At 59.3% G+C, this 17,703-nt stretch carries 17 protein-coding genes, 1 tRNA gene and 1 pseudogene; 8 read left to right on the forward strand and 11 right to left on the reverse strand.

Annotated elements, in window-relative coordinates:
• The 8 genes from AS026_RS09850 to AS026_RS09885 form a co-directional block, all read right to left on the reverse strand.
• Positions 1-1,136: IS1182 family transposase (locus AS026_RS09850; protein WP_062368615.1), on the reverse strand; the 1,136-nt coding region annotated here is incomplete at its 3' end.
• 86 nt (positions 1,137-1,222) lie between these two features.
• Positions 1,223-3,724 (reverse strand): ATP-dependent Clp protease ATP-binding subunit ClpA, encoded by a 2,502-nt coding sequence (gene clpA, locus AS026_RS09855; protein ID WP_062369558.1) that lies wholly within the window; start codon positions 3,722-3,724, stop codon positions 1,223-1,225.
• 10 nt (positions 3,725-3,734) lie between these two features.
• Entirely contained in the window at positions 3,735-4,088 is a 354-nt protein-coding gene (gene clpS, locus AS026_RS09860) for an ATP-dependent Clp protease adapter ClpS (protein WP_008526939.1), read from the reverse strand.
• 259 nt (positions 4,089-4,347) lie between these two features.
• A complete protein-coding gene (locus tag AS026_RS09865; protein ID WP_025659049.1) occupies positions 4,348-4,719 on the reverse strand; it encodes a phasin family protein in 372 nt (123 codons plus the stop codon).
• 231 nt (positions 4,720-4,950) lie between these two features.
• Positions 4,951-5,373, reverse strand: coding sequence for a DUF3597 domain-containing protein (locus AS026_RS09870; protein ID WP_062369559.1), 423 nt, complete (start codon positions 5,371-5,373; stop codon positions 4,951-4,953).
• A 244-nt stretch (positions 5,374-5,617) separates the two neighbouring features.
• A complete protein-coding gene (locus AS026_RS09875) occupies positions 5,618-5,821 on the reverse strand; it encodes a DUF3126 family protein (protein WP_007532353.1) in 204 nt (67 codons plus the stop codon).
• 127 nt (positions 5,822-5,948) lie between these two features.
• Positions 5,949-6,782: a serine O-acetyltransferase gene (gene cysE, locus AS026_RS09880; RefSeq protein WP_025659051.1), complete on the reverse strand. Its 834-nt coding sequence runs from the start codon at positions 6,780-6,782 to the stop codon at positions 5,949-5,951.
• 112 nt (positions 6,783-6,894) lie between these two features.
• On the reverse strand, positions 6,895-7,677 hold the full coding sequence (locus AS026_RS09885) for an alpha/beta fold hydrolase (protein WP_025659052.1): 783 nt from the start codon (positions 7,675-7,677) through the stop codon (positions 6,895-6,897).
• 155 nt (positions 7,678-7,832) lie between these two features.
• Between AS026_RS09885 and AS026_RS09890 the strand changes: the two genes are divergently transcribed.
• Together AS026_RS09890 and AS026_RS09895 are read left to right on the forward strand one after the other, a co-directional pair.
• Positions 7,833-8,078 (forward strand): zinc-finger domain-containing protein, encoded by a 246-nt coding sequence (locus AS026_RS09890; protein WP_018859934.1) that lies wholly within the window; start codon positions 7,833-7,835, stop codon positions 8,076-8,078.
• 25 nt (positions 8,079-8,103) lie between these two features.
• Entirely contained in the window at positions 8,104-9,249 is a 1,146-nt protein-coding gene (locus AS026_RS09895) for an FAD-dependent monooxygenase (RefSeq protein ID WP_062369560.1), read from the forward strand.
• Here AS026_RS09895 and AS026_RS09900 read toward each other — a convergent pair whose 3' ends face one another.
• Positions 9,250-10,440, reverse strand: a complete 1,191-nt coding sequence (locus AS026_RS09900; RefSeq protein WP_062369561.1) for a cystathionine beta-lyase — start codon at positions 10,438-10,440, stop codon at positions 9,250-9,252.
• Positions 10,441-10,805: 365 nt separating this feature from the next.
• Here AS026_RS09900 and AS026_RS09905 point away from each other — a divergent pair, with 365 nt between their 5' ends.
• The 4 genes from AS026_RS09905 (at position 10,806) to AS026_RS09920 (ending at position 15,074) form a co-directional block, all read left to right on the forward strand.
• Entirely contained in the window at positions 10,806-11,831 is a 1,026-nt protein-coding gene (locus tag AS026_RS09905) for an amino acid ABC transporter substrate-binding protein (RefSeq protein WP_018859938.1), read from the forward strand.
• A 91-nt stretch (positions 11,832-11,922) separates the two neighbouring features.
• Positions 11,923-13,125, forward strand: coding sequence for an amino acid ABC transporter permease (locus AS026_RS09910; protein WP_062369562.1), 1,203 nt, complete (start codon positions 11,923-11,925; stop codon positions 13,123-13,125).
• Between the two features lies 1 nt (position 13,126).
• Entirely contained in the window at positions 13,127-14,281 is a 1,155-nt protein-coding gene (locus tag AS026_RS09915; protein ID WP_062369563.1) for an amino acid ABC transporter permease, read from the forward strand.
• Between the two features lie 19 nt (positions 14,282-14,300).
• On the forward strand, positions 14,301-15,074 hold the full coding sequence (locus AS026_RS09920) for an amino acid ABC transporter ATP-binding protein (RefSeq protein ID WP_018859941.1): 774 nt from the start codon (positions 14,301-14,303) through the stop codon (positions 15,072-15,074).
• A 149-nt stretch (positions 15,075-15,223) separates the two neighbouring features.
• Here the strand turns inward: AS026_RS09920 and AS026_RS09925 are convergent, their stop codons facing one another.
• Positions 15,224-15,658, reverse strand: coding sequence for a hypothetical protein (locus tag AS026_RS09925; protein ID WP_018859943.1), 435 nt, complete (start codon positions 15,656-15,658; stop codon positions 15,224-15,226).
• 230 nt (positions 15,659-15,888) lie between these two features.
• On the opposite strand from AS026_RS09925, the gene AS026_RS09930 reads away from it, so the two are divergent.
• Positions 15,889-16,950: a class I SAM-dependent methyltransferase gene (locus tag AS026_RS09930; protein WP_062369564.1), complete on the forward strand. Its 1,062-nt coding sequence runs from the start codon at positions 15,889-15,891 to the stop codon at positions 16,948-16,950.
• Positions 16,951-17,180: 230 nt separating this feature from the next.
• Positions 17,181-17,255 (forward strand) — tRNA-Glu (locus tag AS026_RS09935).
• 180 nt (positions 17,256-17,435) lie between these two features.
• Here the strand turns inward: AS026_RS09935 and AS026_RS41120 are convergent.
• Positions 17,436-17,703, reverse strand: a pseudogene (locus AS026_RS41120) (hypothetical protein); the annotation flags it as partial.

Genomic DNA, 17,703 nt, shown 5'->3' on the forward strand with positions numbered 1-17,703 from the left:
GCATCGGCCCAGACATGGCGGGTGATGGTGCGCACCGCCTTGGTGTTTGATGTGCAGGAGGCGAGCAGCGGACAGGTTTGGCAGATCGCCGGGTCGGATGTGTAGTGGCGATAACCGTTGCGGTCGGTGGTGGCATAGGCGAGCAGTTGGCCTTCGGGGCAGCGATAACCGTCCGTCTCGGGCTCATAGTCGAACTTCGACTTGCGCATCATGCCATCTTTGGGTGGGGTCGGATTGCGATAGCCGGTGACGCCTAGGATCTGGCGGTCCTCCAGCCCCTTGGCGATGCCGGACGTGGCATAGCCGGCATCCAGGCCGACGGCGCCGACCTCGAAGCCGAACCGCTCCCGCTGCCGGTCGAGCCGCTCGAGATAGACGATACTGTCATGCACATTGGCCGGCGTCACATGGGTGTCGGTGATGATCGCAAGCTTGCCGTCGACCGTGCGGTGGTCGAGATAGAAGAAGCCCTTCGGCTTGCCGTCGCGCACCATGTAGCCGCTGTCGGGATCGGTGCGCGACACCTTGATTTCCTTCACCTGCGGCTCACGCTCTTTGTCCTTCAGCGGCTTTTGCCCGTGCAGCGTCCGCTCCGCCTCGATCGCCCGGTCGAGATCGGCCCAATAATCGGCCCGCGACTTTTCGATCATCGCAAGATCGTATTTGCCCTTGTTGGCATTCGCCTTCAGATGCGTTGAATCCGTGTAAAGCACCGTGCCATCGACCAGCTTGTGGGCGATCGCCTGGCTGACGATATGATCAAAGATGTCCTGGGCCACCGACGTGTCGTTGAAGCGCCGGCGGCGGTTCTGCGACAGGGTCGAGGCGTCGAACACGGGATCCGTCAGCTTCAGCCGCAAGAACCAGCGGTAGGCGACGTTGACCTCGATCTCGCGCACCAACTGACGCTCCGAGCGCACGCCGAACAGGTAACCGATGAACAGCGCCTTGAACATCAAGGTCGGATCGAGCGGCGGGCGGCCGTTATCAGCACAGTAAAGACCGGCAACCCGATCATGGATGAAGGAAAAGTCGATTACCGCGTCGATCTTGCGAAGCAGGTGATCCTTCGGAACAAGCTGATCGAGCGTCACCATCTCGAGAGCCGTCTGTTCGGGAGCAGGTTTCTTCAACATGACCCAGTGAATCACAAACCCCTGGACGAGGCCAGGGGTTTGTCAGCAGTCTGAGGCCGCCTCAACGAGGCGGCCTTTTGCTCAGTTTACTTCTTCGGAACCCTCGGAACCGCGCTTCCCTTCTTGGGCAAGCTCTTGGTTACCGGTTCGGCTGCTGCCTTCGCCTTCTTGGCCGTTGCCTTTCTCGGGCGGGCCTTCGTCTTCAACTCGCCGTCATCCTCATCATCGGCCTCGGAATGGACGACTTCGACTTCCGGCTTCGGCTTGATCGGAGCGCTGTCCGACACAGCTTCGAGGATGATGCCGGGCTTGCCATCTTCCTTCGGACCGACCGTGACGTTGACGACGCCGCCCTTGCGCAGCTTGCCGAAGAGGATCTCGTTGGCAAGCGGCTTCTTGATGACGTCCTGGATGACGCGGGCAAGCGGGCGAGCACCCATCTTGTCGTCGTAACCCTTCTCGGCCAGCCAGGCGATGGCGTCCTTGTGCAGATCGAAGGTGACGTTCCGTTCGGAAAGCTGTGCTTCGAGCTGCATGATGAACTTCTGCACGACCTTGTAGATGACTTCCGTCGGCAGCGCCGCGAACGGGATGATCGCGTCGAGGCGGTTGCGGAACTCGGGCGTGAACAGGCGGGTCAGCGCCTCTTCGTCTTCGCCTGTCCGCTTGGACGACCCGAAGCCAATCGCGGCCTTGGCCATCTCCGATGCGCCCGCGTTGGTCGTCATGATCAGGATGACGTTGCGGAAGTCGATCTTCTTGCCGTTGTGGTCCGTCAGCGCGCCGTGGTCCATCACCTGCAACAGGATGTTGTAGATGTCGGGATGCGCCTTCTCGATCTCATCGAGCAGCACAACGCAATGCGGATGCTGGTCAACGCCATCGGTCAGGAGACCGCCCTGGTCGAAGCCGACATAGCCGGGAGGTGCACCGAGCAGGCGCGATACCGTGTGCCGCTCCATGTACTCGGACATGTCGAAGCGCAGAAGCTCAACACCCAAAGACGACGCCAGCTGCTTTGCAACCTCGGTCTTGCCGACGCCTGTCGGGCCGGAAAAGACGTAGGAGCCAATCGGCTTGTTCGGTTCACGCAGGCCCGCACGGGCGAGCTTGATCGACGTCGACAACGCTTCGATCGCATTGTCCTGGCCGTAGACGACCGAGCGCAGTTCCTGCTCGAGATTGGCAAGAACGGCTTCGTCGTCCTTCGACACTGTCTTCGGCGGGATTCGCGCCATCGTCGCGACCGTCGCCTCGATCTCCTTCTCGGTGATCAGCTTGCGGCGCTTGGACGGCGGCAGCAGCATCTGAGCAGCACCAGTCTCATCGATCACATCGATTGCCTTGTCAGGCAGCTTGCGGTCCGAAATGTAACGGGCGGACAGCTCGACGGCGGTCTTGATCGCTTCGTTCGAATAACGCAGGTGATGATATTCCTCGAAGTAAGGCTTCAGGCCCTTCATGATCTCGATCGCATCGTCGATCGAAGGTTCATTGACGTCGATCTTCTGGAAACGACGAACCAGGGCACGGTCCTTCTCGAAGAACTGGCGGTATTCCTTATAGGTGGTCGAACCGATGCAGCGGATCGCGCCCGAGGACAGAGCCGGCTTCAGCAGGTTCGATGCATCCATCGCGCCGCCCGACGTCGCACCCGCCCCGATGACGGTGTGGATCTCGTCGATGAACAGTACGGCGCCCGGATATTCTTCCAGTTCCTTGACGACCTGCTTCAGGCGCTCCTCGAAATCGCCGCGATAGCGTGTGCCGGCCAGCAGCGTGCCCATATCCAGCGAGAAGATGGTGGCATCGGCCAGCGCTTCCGGCACCTTGCCCTCGACAATGCGCTTGGCAAGGCCCTCGGCAATCGCCGTTTTGCCGACGCCGGGATCACCGACGTAGAGCGGGTTATTCTTCGAGCGACGGCACAGAACCTGGATGGTGCGGTTGACTTCAGCCTGGCGGCCGATCAGCGGATCGATCTTGCCGCTTTTGGCTTTCTCGTTGAGGTTCACGCAGTAGGCCTTCAGGGCGTCCTGCTGTTTCTTCGGACCGCCCTCCTCCTGATCACCGCTGTTGCGAGAAGCCGGCTTGCTCTCGGACTCGCCGTCGTCCGCGCCACGCGGCGGACGGGACTCGGACGAGCCCGGCCGCTTGCCGATCCCGTGCGAGATATAGTTGACGGCGTCGTAGCGGGTCATTTCCTGCTCCTGCAGGAAGTAGGCAGCATGGCTCTCGCGCTCGGCGAAAATGGCAACAAGGACGTTTGCCCCCGTAACCTCTTCGCGACCGGAAGACTGCACATGGATCACCGCTCGCTGGATGACACGCTGGAAGCCTGATGTCGGCTTGGAATCCTCGTCATAGCCAGTGACCAAATTGGAAAGTTCGTTATCGACATATTCAACAAGCGTTTTGCGCAGCGCGTCGAGGTCGACATTGCAGGCACCCATGACCGCGGCCGCATCGGCATCGTCGATTAGGGCGAGCAGCAAATGCTCGAGCGTGGCATATTCATGATGCCGCTCGTTGGCAAAGGTCAGTGCCTGATGGAGCGCCTTCTCAAGACTAGGCGAAAATGTTGGCACGTTCAGATCCTCACTTCTTTTCCATGACGCATTGCAGCGGATGCTGGTGCTGTCGGGCGAAGTCCATCACCTGGCTCACCTTCGTCTCCGCCACCTCGTATGTAAATATCCCGCATTCACCGACGCCGTGGTTGTGGACGTGGAGCATGATGCGGGTGGCACTTTCACGATCCTTCTGAAAAAAACGCTCGAGGATATGAATGACAAATTCCATGGGTGTGTAATCGTCATTCAGGAGCAGCACGCGGTAGAGATTGGGCTTCTTGGTCTTTGGCTTCGTGCGCGTGATGACCGAGGTTCCGCGATTTCCGTTGTCCCCGTTCCTTTCGCTGTCGTTTTGCATCCGGATCGGCTTGGCGATCATTTTCTATCATTCCTCGATCATTCCGGTGGGCCTAGGAGGCGTGATTACCCACCGAATATTCGAACTACTAACTTAGTCCATCCTTGCGCGATTTTAAGCCCCTCGTTTCACACTGCAATCACATTTCGGCCGGTGCCGACGCAAAGACACAGAAACTGGCGAAAGCAGATGACGGACGTCGCGAAAAAAGAAAAGACCGGCCGCAGATGCGTAGCCGGTCCTCGATTTTCAAGGGCTATGCGGCGATTGCCGCCTATCGTTACGCCGCTGCGGGCGCGACAACTGTGGCTGCTTTCGTCGCCTTCGCGGTCGCTGCAGCAACAGGCGCTTCGTATGGTTTGTAAGCGCTTTTGGCGAGATCGGAATACATTTCGCCGAGCTTGGTCGCCTCGCTCACGAAGTTCTCGTATGCGCTTTTCACATAGTTGGTCTGCAACTCGAAGGCAGCTTCAAAGCTGCGTGCTCCGGAAAGACTTTCAAAATGTGTGACCGTGTCCTGAAAGGACTTCTTGGAATACTCCACGGCTTCAGCGGCAATCGCCTGGAAGCCCTTGGCTGTGTCCGAATAGCTTTTCAGCATGGTATCCATGGCTTCCTTGCTCTTCCGGTTGGCGTCATCGAAATTCAACATGACCATCATCCTCCTTGGCCTTTGCAAGCAGGATGAAGCGTAGCTGCAACGCACAAATAGTCAAGCACGATTGTGCATTGCAAAACAACCCTAACTTTCATCCACGTCTGTTTTCTTCGGGCAGGACACAACGACACCATCTCCAATAGTTGATTTTGCTAAAATATATCAGGAGCGCCGCAACCAAGAGCTTTCGAAGAATTTCGGTGCGGCGCCGCCAGCATTGAGCTGTCAATCAAGGAGGTCTGCCGGAACTTTTCCGCCATTCTCGGCAAGCCGTTTCATCAATGCCTTGTGCAGGAACATGTTCATGGTGGCGGTGTCGTGCGGATCGCCGGTAAAGCCAAGCTCTGCCGCAAGTTCCTTGCGCTCAGCAAGGCTCGCGTCCATACCGACAGCCTTCATAAGATCGACGATCGAACGGCGCCAATCCAGCTTCTGTCCGCTCTTCTTCACAGCGGCATCGAGCAGCGGCACGATATCGATCGCAGCTGCGGCGGGCGAAGCGGTGGCCGGTGTCGGCTGCGATGGGGCTGAGGGCGCGGCGCTTGGCGCTGCTGCGGTCGGCGGTGGCGTGGGTGTCGCGGACGGTGTGACCGGAGCGGCCACGGCTTCACCAAAAATCGCGTGCTTGATCTTGTCGAAAATACCCATTCTCAGCATCCCTCCTTAGCGCCAGAGCACATGCTCAGAAGAGGAGATGGAGCATTCGACGGAGTGGTCCAGAGAAGGCAGCCTATTTTCCGCTAAGATTGCCCTGCGAAAAGAAACAATCGGAGGTTTGCGGGATCAAGGCCTGAGCCGCGCTGCAGATCGATCGAGCGACTTGCCTTGAGAAGCCAGCCGCTCGCGGGCGCGACATGGCAGACGGGCGGCGAGGCCGCCCGTCAATCACAAATCAAAGATCAACGTCGAGGATTGCCATCGAGAAATTATAGGAGCGGTCGCCGTCCTCGTCATCGATATAGACGACACCCAGAAATTCTTCGCCGAGATAGACTTCCGCGGAATCGTTCTTTCGCGGGCGTGCCTTGACGATCACCTGCGGGTTGAACGTGCGCTTGAAATAGGCGTCGAGCTTCTTGATTTCTTCGGGCTTCACACTGCATCTCCTGAGCGGTCTCGGTTGGCCGCTTCTTGCATGGGAAAGACGGCGCTGTAAAGGCGCGGGGACAGACGCGCGAACGCTATCCCCGCCGATATGTCGTACTGTTAAGACGGTAAGCGGCTCAGATATCCGCGCCGATCACCTGATCCATAATTCGCGACGGTTCCGAACACCCGGCTTCTCCGACCACTTTGGCCGGCACGCCCGCCACGGTCGTCTTCGGCGGCACTGCCTTCAGCACGACAGAGCCAGCGGCAATGCGCGAGCAATAACCAACCTCGATGTTGCCAAGAATCTTGGCGCCGGCGCCGATCAGGACACCGCTGCCGATCTTCGGATGCCGATCCGAGCCTTCCTTGCCGGTGCCGCCAAGGGTGACACCATGCAGGATCGACACGTTGTCGCCGATCACAGCGGTTTCGCCGACGACCAACCCGGTGGCATGGTCAAGGAAAATGCCCCTGCCGATACGCGCTGCGGGATTGATGTCGGTCTGGAACACGCTCGAGGATCTGCTCTGCAGATAGAGCGCCAGATCGCGGCGGCCGCGGTTCAGCAGCCAATGCGCCAGGCGGTGCGTCTGCAGCGCGTGGAATCCCTTGAAATAGAGCACGGCTTCCATGAAACGCAGGCATGCGGGGTCTCGGTCGTAGATCGCCTGAATGTCGACCCGCAGGATCGCGCTCCACTCCGGCCAATCCTCCAGCATCTGATCGAAGGTCTGGCGCAGCAGGATCGCTTGCATGTCCGGATGATCGAGACGTTCACAGATGCGGTAGATCACGCACTCTTCGAGCGACCGATAATTCAGCACGGTCGAATAGAGAAATGCGGCCAGCACCGGATCGGTTTCCGCGGCAACACGCGCTTCCTCTCGCAGGCTGTCCCAGATCGGATCCATCACCTTGAGAGGATTGCCAGTCTCAAGAGAGCGAATGTCTGTCTTTGCGACCATGAAAGGTCTCCTCGTATGCGTAGGCTCGGCTCTATATAGGGCAAAAACCTGTTAACATAAATGGGCACTTGGGGAATCCTTTGTCCCGCAGCACCGGCATGGAGGCAAGTCACTATCCGGCGACTTTGGCGTAAAACTCCAGCACCGCCTTCTTAAAAACCCGGTCTCCGACGGCCAGCATGTGATCGCGGCCGGGAATATCAAGCGCCTGGGCATGCGGCATCAGCGCAGCCAGTTCCTGGGCTGAACCCGCAATGTCGTCCTTCGTTCCAACGCCGATCAAGGTCGGCGCCTCGATTTTCGCCATGTCGGAGCGTGCCACGAGGTCGCGAGATCCCTTGATACAGGCGGCGAGTGCGTCACGGTCACTCTTCGTCTGATCGGCGAAGGCCCGGAACATGCGTCCGCGATCATGAGAGACATCGTCGAGCGACGGAGCCAGCAAGGCATCCGCAATCGGATCCCAATCGCCGACACCATCCGTCATGCCGATCCCAAGACCGCCGAGGACCAGCGAGCGGACCCGGTCGGGGTGCGCAAGTGCCGCAAAAACGGAAATGCGTGCTCCCATCGAGTAGCCCATCAGGTTGGCTTCCGGAATCCCAAGGTGATCAAGCAGCGCAATCGCATCGCTTGCCATATGCCAGGGACGGTAGGCCTCGGCATCCCTTGGCTTGTCGCTTGCACCGTGTCCGCGGTTGTCGATAGCTATGACTCGGTAGCCCTCGTCGCCCAGGGTCTTCAGCCAGCCGGGATGAACCCAGTTGACGTTGGCGCTGGAAGCAAAACCGTGGATCAACAGCACGGGAGCGCCGCCCGGATCGCCTTCATCGAAGAAGGCAAGCTTCAGCCCATCATGCGTCAAGCTGGAAAAAGCGGGCGTATTCAAGTTCATCGGACTGTCCTTTTTTGCCGGACCATATTTTATAGGTCAGAGAACTGAAACCCTCGCAGGTGCAAAAACTGTGCGTCCGAGCGCTCTTTGGCTCTACACATTTGCGGTGAAGGACTATAAGGTCCGCGCACGTTACAAAGCATTCGGAGACAGACATGGCCGGCCACAACATTCCCCACTTCCAGAACGACGGCGGACACCGCGTTATCGAAGTCGGCGTGAAAGAGTTCATGTGCACCGGTGCCTCCGTTCCGTTCGATCATCCCCACATCTTCATCGACATGGGCGATGAGAACGAGAAGGTCTGCTCCTACTGCTCGACCCTCTACCGTTTCAATGGTGCGCTGAAGGCAACCCAGACCAATCCGGCTGGCTGCGTCTTCCACGTCAAGGCCGCCTGACACCCATTTCGAGATCGGAAAGCCTATGCCGGCTAAACATGCCGCCATCGTTGGCGCGGGCATAGCGGGCCTTACAGCTGCACTTGCTTTGGCACGGCGCGGCATCAGTTCCGAGATTTTCGAGCAGGCGCCGGAACTGACCGAGGTCGGCGCCGGTCTGCAGATTTCGCCCAATGCGTCACGCATTCTGGCCGAGTTGGGAGTACTCGCGCGCCTGACCGACGCCTGGCTCGAGCCGGACTCCATCCAGCTGATATCCGGAACCTCACTGCGCCTGCTGGCAGCCGTTCCCGCCGGGAGCTTTGCACGCGCCCGCTGGGGTGCTCCCTACGGCGTCCTGCATCGCTCCACGCTGCAGCAAACCCTGCTCGACGCCGTCGCCAACGAGCCGCTCTGCCAGATGCATCTAGGCGCGCAGATCAAGGGCCGGCCATTGTCAGACCGCCAAGCAGACCTTCTGATTGGCGCCGACGGCGTCTGGTCGCAGGTTCGGGAAAGCATCGAAGGCAGCCCCTCGCCGCGGTTCTCCGGCAACATCGCCTACCGTTTCACCGTTGACGCCGCAAATGCGCCCGCCTTTCTTGAACGGACGAGCGTCTCTGCCATCCTTGGTCCCTCAGCGCATCTCGTGTGTTATCCGCTCAGGGAAGCCAACCGTTTCAATATGGTGGCGATCACCGCCGGCAATGCCGCATCGCACGACTGGACCAACCAGCCGACGGAAGCCCAGCGTCAGCAACTGCTGTCGCGTTTTTCTCGGTGGCATCCTGCGATCGTCGAACTATTCGCCAAGACAGGCGACGTCACCTTCTGGCCCTTGTACGAAACGACGAACGGGCGTTGGCACGACGGCCACAACTGCGTCCTCATCGGCGACGCCGCACACGCAATGATGCCTTTCGCGGCGCAGGGTGCCGCAATGGCAATCGAAGACGCTTACGAGCTTGCGCTGTTTGCCCCGTCGCATCCCGTCGCCGAAGCCCTGCGGTTGTTCGAAGCGCATCGCACGCCGCGGATTGCGCGGCTGCGCCAGCGCGGTGCATTCAACCAGTTTGCCTATCACGCCCGCGGGCCGATGCGCATCGGCCGGGACATCGTTCTGGCGCTGCGGCCGCCGCAAAGTCTCGCGGCGGATCTCGACTGGATTTACGGCTACCGCGCCGGCACTTGATCAGACGGCTTTTGCCGCGGCGAAACCGCGCTCGATATCGGCCTTGATATCGACGACATCCTCAAGCCCGATCTGGAGACGCATGACCGGCCCCTCGGCGGGCGCCTTGCAGATACGGCGATCGCTCAGGTTGACGTGAAGCGCGAGGCTCTCGAACCCGCCCCATGACCAACCCAGGCCGAAGATTTGCAGCGCGTCGAGGAAGGCGTGCGCCTTGACCTTGAATTTTTCCGGCGCGTCCACGGCAAGCACGAAAGAGAAGATGCCGCTCGCGCCCTTGAAATCGCGCTTCCACAATTCGTGCGACGGGAAGCTCGGCAGCGCCGGATGCAGCACCTTGGCGACGTCCTCCCTGCCCTCCAGCCATTTGGCGATCGTGAGCGCACTTTCATAGTGTCGCTCCAGGCGCACGCCCATGGTCCGCAATCCACGCAGGATCTGATAGGCGTCGTCAGGCGCTCCGCAAATGCCGAGCGTAATGTTCGCTTCGTGCAGCTGCGGCCAGTATTTGGCGTTTGCCGAGACTGTTCCCATCAGGATGTCCGAGTGCCCGGACGGGTATTTGGTGGCGGCGTGAATCGAGACATCGACACCGAAGTCGAGCGGCCTGAAATAAACAGGCGTCGCCCAGGTGTTATCCATCGTTACCACGGCCCCGTGCTTGTGGGCGACCGCGGCAATCGCCGGAATGTCCTGCATTTCGAAGGTATTCGAGCCAGGCGCTTCCGTATGAACGAGCTTGGTGTTCGGCTTGATCAGCGCTTCGATGCCCGCACCGACCAGCGGATCGTAATAGTCTACTTCTACACCGAGACGCTTCAGCATCGTGTCGCAGAAATGACGGGTCGGTCCATAGACCGAATCGACGATCAACGCATGGTCACCGGCCGACAGGAACGCCAGGAACGGGACGGTAACAGCTGCAAGGCCCGAGGGCACGAGGATAGTCCCAGCGGACCCTTCCAGCGCATCGATCGCCTCGCAAAGCGCATCCGTCGTCGGGGTACCGCGCGTTGCATACGTATACTTCTGTCCCCGTGTCTCCATCGTCCTCGCATTTGGAAAGAGGACCGTGGAGGCGTGGACAACGGGCGGATTGACGAAACCGTGGTATTCGGCCGGATCGTTGCCGAGGTGGGAAAGGCGCGTGTTGATGCCGGCGTTCTGAAGCAGGCCTTCTTTATCTATCATATCGGAAATGCCTTTGGCGGTGGGATGCAGCCAAACTCTTGGACCGCGCAAAACGATCGGTCAACCCCGTAGCCAGCACTCGCACAGCATCCCTGCCATGCAAATTCCTCAGATATATCAGCGGTTTTGCGCGGTTTTTTTTGGCAAGATGCTGCCATTTCGATAGCCATCTGCGCATTTTATGCGCCTCAATTAGTGAATTGCCGAAATATCACGCAATCTTTCATCGCGACACTTGACCATAGTGACATTTGCGACTGTGATAGCACCAACTCGCGCCGGGAGGGTGTCGGGTCATCTGGGAGGTTTGCCTGCTTCGCGAGCGCTCCCACAGAAAGATAAGACAAAGGAAAAGGTTGGGAAAAATGAAGATTAAGCTTCTGTCGGTCGCCATCGGCGCAGCAGTTTTCGGAGTTGGCGCTTCTGCAGCTTCTGCCACCACGCTCGAAGACGTGAAGGCAAAGGGTTTCATTCAGTGCGGCGTCAACACCGGCCTTCTCGGTTTCGCGCAACCTGACGCTTCCGGCAACTGGGCCGGCTTCGACGTCGACTTCTGCAAGGCAGTTGCTTCGGCCGTCTTCGGCGACCCGGCCAAGGTGAAGTACACGCCGCTGTCGGCCAAGGACCGTTTCCCGGCGCTGAAGTCGGGCGAAGTCGACCTTCTATCGCGTAACACCACCTGGACGATCAACCGCGACACCGCGCAAGGCTTCAACTTCCGCCCGATCACCTACTACGACGGCCAGGGCTTCATGGTCCGCAAGAGCCTGAACGTGAAGTCGGCACTTGAGCTGTCCGGTGCTGCCATCTGCGTCCAGTCCGGCACGACGACGGAACTGAACCTTGCCGACTATTTCAAGTCCAACAACCTCCAGTACAATCCGGTCGTTTTCGAGAAGCTTGAAGAGGTCAACGCGGCCTATGACGCTGGTCGCTGCGACGTCTACACGACTGACCAGTCCGGCCTCTACTCGCTGCGTCTGACGCTGAAGAACCCAGACGAGCACATGATCCTTCCGGAAATCATCTCGAAGGAGCCGCTCGCCCCGGCCGTTCGTCAGGGTGACGATCAGTGGTTCGACATCGTGTCGTGGACGGCCTATGCCCTCATCAATGCCGAAGAGTTCGGCATCACCCAGGCGAACGTCGATGAAATGAAGAACTCGGCCAATCCTGACATCAAGCGCTTCCTCGGCACGGAAACCGATACCAAGATCGGCACCGACCTCGGGCTCACCAATGAATGGGCTTATAACATCATCAAGGGCGTCGGAAACTACGGCGAAGTCTTCGAGCGCAACGTCGGCAAAGGCAGCCCGCTCAAGATCGAGCGTGGTCTGAACGCGCTGTGGAACAAGGGCGGCATCCAGTACGCTCCGCCGGTCCGCTAAGCGGCTGGTCAAGACTAGGGAAGGCGGTCAGCCGCCTTCCCTATATAAAGAGAAAAGCCCGAAAACGGGCTCATAGGGGATAAGACTCGGCATGACGCAAGAGGCTATGCACACGTCACATGTGCAAAGCGCTGGCTGGAGTTTCCGGTCGGTGGCTTACGACCCGAGGATTCGGGGCATTTTCTTCCAAGTTCTGACCGTCGCGCTCATCGTCGGCTTCGTGTGGTGGATTGCCCATAACACGGCTCAAAACCTCGCCCGCGCCGGCACGGCCTCCGGCTTCGGGTTTCTGAGCGGGCGCGCCGGCTTCGACATCGGCCAGTCGCTGATCGAATATTCGAGCGATGCGACGTATCGCCGAGCCCTTGTGGTCGGATTTTTGAATACAATCCTCGTCGCGGTGACCGGCATCATTACGGCCACGATCATTGGCTTCGTCGTCGGCATCGGGCGCCTGTCGCACAATTGGCTGATCGCCAAGCTCTGCACGGTGTATGTCGAGGTATTTCGCAACATCCCGCCGCTGCTCGTCATCTTCTTCTGGTATCAGGGCGTTCTCGCTGTTCTGCCAGGCGCGCGAGAGTCGCTGCACCTGCCGCTCAACATGTTTCTCAACAATCGCGGGCTCGCCTTCCCGAAGCCGATCTTCGGTGAAGGCATGTGGGCGGTTGGCGTGGCATTTCTGGTTGGGATCGTGGCAGCCGCAATAATCGCGCGCTGGGCGCATAAACGTCAGGCCGCAACCGGTAAGCAATTTCACACGATCTGGGCTTCCATCGGGCTGATTGTCGGCCTGCCCGTTCTGGTGTTCCTGCTGTCCGGCCTGCCGCTTTCGTTCGATGTGCCAGTTGCCGGCAAGTTCAATCTCACCGGCGGCTCCGTCATCGGCCCGGAATTCATGTCGTTGTTCCTGGCACTGTCCTTCTATACGGCGGCATTTATTGCCGAAATCGTCCGCGCCGGCATTCGCGGTGTGCCGAAGGGCCAGTCCGAGGCCGCCGGCGCACTGGGCCTGCATCCATCAAGTATCACGCGCCTCGTGGTGGTTCCGCAGGCTTTGCGCATCATCATTCCGCCACTCACCAGCCAGTACCTGAATCTGACGAAGAACTCGTCGCTCGCGATCGCCATTGGCTTTTCGGATCTCGTCGCCGTCGGCGGTACGATCCTGAACCAGACCGGACAGGCCATTGAAGTCGTGTTCATCTGGGCGGTCGTCTATCTCGCCATCAGCATCCTCACATCGCTGTTCATGAACTGGTTCAACGCCAAGATGGCCTTGGTGGAGAGATAAGATGTCGACATCCAACCAAGCGTTCGTCCGAACGAATTTCATCGATGCCGAACCCGCGCCGCGTAGCGAAAGCGGGCCTCTGGCCTGGATCCGCAAGAACCTGCTGGCTACGCCGAAAGACGTCGTCCTGACGGCTCTGGCCGTTGCCTTGCTCGCATGGGCATTGCCGCACGTCATCAACTGGCTATTCATCCAGGCCGTCTGGAGCGGAACGGATCGCACCTTCTGTGCAACCACCGTTCAGGGCGGCACGCAACCCGACGGCTGGAGCGGCGCCTGCTGGGCGTTCGTCAATGCGAAGTTCGACCAGTTCGTCTTCGGTCGATATCCGCTCGACGAACGCTGGCGTCCGACAATCGTCGGGATCCTGTTCGTGCTGCTGCTCGTGCCTATGCTGATCCCCAAGGCACCATTCAAGCGCACCAACGCCATTCTGCTGTTTGCCGTCTTGCCGCTTCTTGCCTTCTGGCTGCTTTATGGCGGCCTCGGGCTCGAAATCGTGGATACGCCGCTCTGGGGCGGCCTGATGGTGACGTTGGTGCTCTCCTTCGTCGGCATCGCCGTGTCGCTGCCATTCGGCATCATCCTGGCACTCGGACGCCGCTCGAAGATGCCTGTCATCAAGATGGTCTGCGTCGGCTTCATCGAGATCATTCGCGGCATACCGCTGATCACCGTGCTGTTCATGGCGAGCGTATTGCTTCCGCTGTTCCTGCCCACAGGCTTTACGATCGACAAGCTGCTCCGCGCCTTGATCGGTGTGGCGATCTTCGCCTCCGCCTACATGGCCGAGGTTATCCGTGGCGGCCTGCAGGCGATCCCGAAGGGCCAGTCCGAAGGGGCCGACTCGCTCGGGCTCGGCTACTGGCAGAAAATGCGGCTGATCATCCTGCCGCAGGCGATCAAGCTGGTCATCCCGGGCATCGTCAATACATTCATCGGCATGTTCAAGGACACATCGCTGGTGTCGATCATCGGCATGTTCGACCTGCTCGGTATCGTCCGTTTCAACTTCACGGACGCCAACTGGGCGAGCGCGGTGACACCCTTGACAGGCCTGATTTTCGCTGGCTTCGTCTTTTGGCTGTTCTGCTTCGGCATGTCGCGCTATTCAGGCTTCATGGAACGCTATCTCGATACCGGCCACAAACGATAAAAGATAAGGGAACGAACACATGGCTGAGGCTCAACCAAAGAAGATGACCGTTTCGGCAACCGACGTTGCCGTCGACATCATCGGCATGAACAAGTGGTACGGTGATTTTCACGTTCTGCGCGACATCAATCTGAAAGTGATGCGTGGCGAACGCATCGTCATCGCCGGCCCTTCGGGCTCCGGCAAGTCGACGATGATCCGCTGCATCAACCGTCTGGAAGAACACCAGAAGGGCCAGATCATCGTCGATGGCGTCGAACTCACCAACGACCTCAAGAAGATCGACGAAGTGCGCCGCGAAGTCGGCATGGTCTTCCAGCACTTCAACCTCTTCCCGCACCTGACGATCCTGGAAAACTGCACGTTGGCGCCGATCTGGGTGCGCAAGATGCCGAAGAAGCAGGCGGAAGAAGTCGCCATGCACTTCCTGAAGCGCGTCAAGATCCCGGAACAGGCCAACAAGTATCCGGGCCAGCTCTCGGGCGGTCAGCAGCAGCGCGTGGCGATCGCCCGCTCGCTCTGCATGAACCCGAAGATCATGCTCTTCGATGAACCGACCTCGGCGCTCGACCCAGAAATGATCAAGGAAGTTCTGGAGACCATGGTTGGGCTTGCGGAAGAAGGCATGACGATGCTCTGCGTGACGCACGAAATGGGCTTTGCGCGTCAGGTCGCCAACCGCGTCATCTTCATGGACCAGGGGCAGATCGTCGAGCAGAATTCGCCGGCCGAGTTCTTCGACAATCCGCAGCACGAACGCACCAAGCTGTTCCTCAGCCAGATCCTGCACTAGGTCGATTGGCGAACAACGAATTCAAGGCCGTCGGATTTTTCCGGCGGCCTTTTCGTTTCGGGGCACTTCTGGCGGTTCACACCCGTCGCCATAACATCACAAACAAAAGGCCCCGATGACGGGGCCTTCCGAGGCGAGCCTGAGAGCGATCAGGTCTTCAGCTTGGCATTGCAGAGGCTGTAGAAGCCGCCGCCCTTCTGGATCCACTTCAGGCCATTAAGCGTGTTCGCATCCTTGTTCTGATGGTAGGCGTCGACGCAGGTATGCATCCGGCCCTTTCCGGGCGTTTCCTTGGCGTATTTCGGTGAAATTGCTGTCGGGAACGACACGCCCTTGGGCGCCGTCATCGTCGGCTTGTCCGGTTCTTCGCCACTGTTGAGGGTGACATCGGGTTCGGCCGTCGCATCCGGACCGCACTGCGCCTTGCGGAAATCGTTCCACTTCATGTTCTTCGCAGATCCGTCAGCCTGGGCCGATTTATACTTCGCGCTGCATTCCTTCATGGTCAGCGCCGAGGACGGCGTCGCAAACGCCAACGCCCCGAGCAGGGAAACGGACGCAAGAATAGTCAACTGCTTGATCATGATCTTTCCTCCAGGCCTCCAGGGGCAATCAAACTATCAGGCTGGCCAATTTTCTTGTCAACGCGACAATTGGCGCAACCAGTACGTTAGATTTGTTCAGGGCAACCGTCGAGCTCCGCTGACGGGATAACATCCCCGCGATGCAGCAGGCGTTTGCTTAGCGGCAAAACGCCGACGGTGGTATAGTGCCGGCCGGGCTGGCTTTTCCTGCACTTCCGAGGGAGGAAGACATGCGCGAACCTGACATGCAGAAAGTAGATGCACTCGTCGGCAGGTTGATCGGCGATGTTGGCGCGGCCGTCTCCGGAGCGCTGGTGGTGCTGGGCGATGACCTCGGCCTGTTCAAGGCCATGGCCGACGGCAAGCCGCGCAACTCTTCCGAACTGTCGAAGAAAACAGGTATCAAGGAACGTTATATCAGGGAGTGGCTGTCCGCCCTCGCAGCTGCCGACTACGTCAGCTATGACGAGAAGAGCGATCGCTTTCATCTGACGCCAGAGCAGGCCATGGTCTTTGCCGAGGAGGACAGCCCAGCCTTCTTTGCTGGCGCCTTTCAGGTCGTGCAGGCCATGTGGACGGACGAACCGAAGGTGGCTGACGCCTTCCGCACCGGCAAGGGTGTGGGATGGCACGAACACAGCGCCTGCCTGTTCCACGGCACGGAGCGTTTCTTCCGGACCGGCTACAACAACAATCTGGTTGCTGAGTGGATTCCGGCGCTCCAGGGCGTCGACGCCCGCCTCAAAGCCGGCGCCAAGGTCGCTGATGTCGGCTGCGGCCACGGCGCTTCGACGATCCTGATGGCTAAGGCCTATCCTGCCTCGACGTTCTTTGGCTTCGACTATCACGCCCCGTCGATCGAGCGGGCGAAGGCTGCCGCCAAGGAGGCCGGCGTCTCAGATCGCGTCACATTCCAACAGGCGCCCGCTGCCGGCTTTCCGGAGGGGAACTACGATCTCATCGCCATGTTCGACTGCCTCCACGACATGGGGGATCCGGTCGGTGCCGGCAAGCATGTCAAGGAATCGCTCTCGGCCGATGGAACCTGGATGGTCGTCGAGCCCTTCGCCCACGACTGCCTGAAGGACAATCTCAATCCGGTCGGCCGCGTCTACTACGGCGCGTCGACGATGATCTGCACGCCGGCGTCGCTCTCTCAGGAGGTCGGCCTCGGACTCGGCGCGCAGGCCGGGGAAACCAAGCTGCGTAAGGTCGCCCTCGATGCCGGCTTCAAGCATTTCCGCCGCGCCACGGAAACACCCTTCAACATGGTCTTCGAGGTGCGCGCCTGAGGCGAGATGCGGCGCGCTTGGCCATGGCCCGCCCCGTCACCTAAAACTTTCCACATGCTGAGAAGAGCTTGTGAATATAGAAATAACGGCGAAATATCAAAAGGATAGACAGATTTTTCTAGGCGCCGGAGGTTCAAGGGAGAGAAAAAAACGCGCCATTGTGATTTTTTCTGGTTTTGCCGCTTGCGGGATTCAAAGTGCCTGACTATAAGGGCGCCACCACGAAGGAAGCGCCCTTCGTCTATCGGTTAGGACACCAGATTTTCATTCTGGGAAGAGGGGTTCGACTCCCCTAGGGCGTGCCATCGTTTTCCCTTAAAAATCAGTTATTTAGATACCCGCTTGCGAAAATTCGATAGTTATTTCGAGTTTCGGGGGCAAGCGGATTGTATGCTGCTTTTCGCAAAGCGAATGTCTGGGAATCAGCCGCCTGCTATAGCTTGGGGCTCGGACATCATATGGTTCGAGCCCTCCCCGCCATCTACCTAGCAGCAGAATGGAGCAGCCCATGGTCCGTTCCGAACCTCTCGCTCAGCCTTGCGATCCGTATGCTTTCCAGGCCAAGCCCGCAGCGCCACATCGGCCAAGCGCTTCAGTGTGACGGTACATGCTCCATCACAGGCCTGCGCGGACATGCCTTGAACGACAGCCGAATAGAAGCGGGCAAGACTATCCGTGTCGGTTTCCGTCGGAAGCTCGCCTTCGCCGACTGCGCGATCGAAGCGCGCCTTCATGAAGCGGATCGAAGCGTCC

It is taken from the genome of Rhizobium altiplani, assembly GCF_001542405.1.
Lineage (GTDB): Bacteria > Pseudomonadota > Alphaproteobacteria > Rhizobiales > Rhizobiaceae > Rhizobium > Rhizobium altiplani.

Coding starts and splice junctions, on each gene's coding strand:
- clpS (WP_008526939.1), bottom strand. CDS start 4,088: ATGATCGCCAAGCCGATCCGGATGCAAAACGACAGCGAAAGGAACGGG.
- AS026_RS09865 (WP_025659049.1), bottom strand. CDS start 4,719: ATGTTGAATTTCGATGACGCCAACCGGAAGAGCAAGGAAGCCATGGAT.
- AS026_RS09870 (WP_062369559.1), bottom strand. CDS start 5,373: ATGGGTATTTTCGACAAGATCAAGCACGCGATTTTTGGTGAAGCCGTG.
- cysE (WP_025659051.1), bottom strand. CDS start 6,782: ATGGTCGCAAAGACAGACATTCGCTCTCTTGAGACTGGCAATCCTCTC.
- AS026_RS09885 (WP_025659052.1), bottom strand. CDS start 7,677: ATGAACTTGAATACGCCCGCTTTTTCCAGCTTGACGCATGATGGGCTG.
- AS026_RS09890 (WP_018859934.1), top strand. CDS start 7,833: ATGGCCGGCCACAACATTCCCCACTTCCAGAACGACGGCGGACACCGC.
- AS026_RS09895 (WP_062369560.1), top strand. CDS start 8,104: ATGCCGGCTAAACATGCCGCCATCGTTGGCGCGGGCATAGCGGGCCTT.
- AS026_RS09900 (WP_062369561.1), bottom strand. CDS start 10,440: ATGATAGATAAAGAAGGCCTGCTTCAGAACGCCGGCATCAACACGCGC.
- AS026_RS09905 (WP_018859938.1), top strand. CDS start 10,806: ATGAAGATTAAGCTTCTGTCGGTCGCCATCGGCGCAGCAGTTTTCGGA.
- AS026_RS09910 (WP_062369562.1), top strand. CDS start 11,923: ATGACGCAAGAGGCTATGCACACGTCACATGTGCAAAGCGCTGGCTGG.
- AS026_RS09915 (WP_062369563.1), top strand. CDS start 13,127: ATGTCGACATCCAACCAAGCGTTCGTCCGAACGAATTTCATCGATGCC.
- AS026_RS09920 (WP_018859941.1), top strand. CDS start 14,301: ATGGCTGAGGCTCAACCAAAGAAGATGACCGTTTCGGCAACCGACGTT.
- AS026_RS09925 (WP_018859943.1), bottom strand. CDS start 15,658: ATGATCAAGCAGTTGACTATTCTTGCGTCCGTTTCCCTGCTCGGGGCG.
- AS026_RS09930 (WP_062369564.1), top strand. CDS start 15,889: ATGCGCGAACCTGACATGCAGAAAGTAGATGCACTCGTCGGCAGGTTG.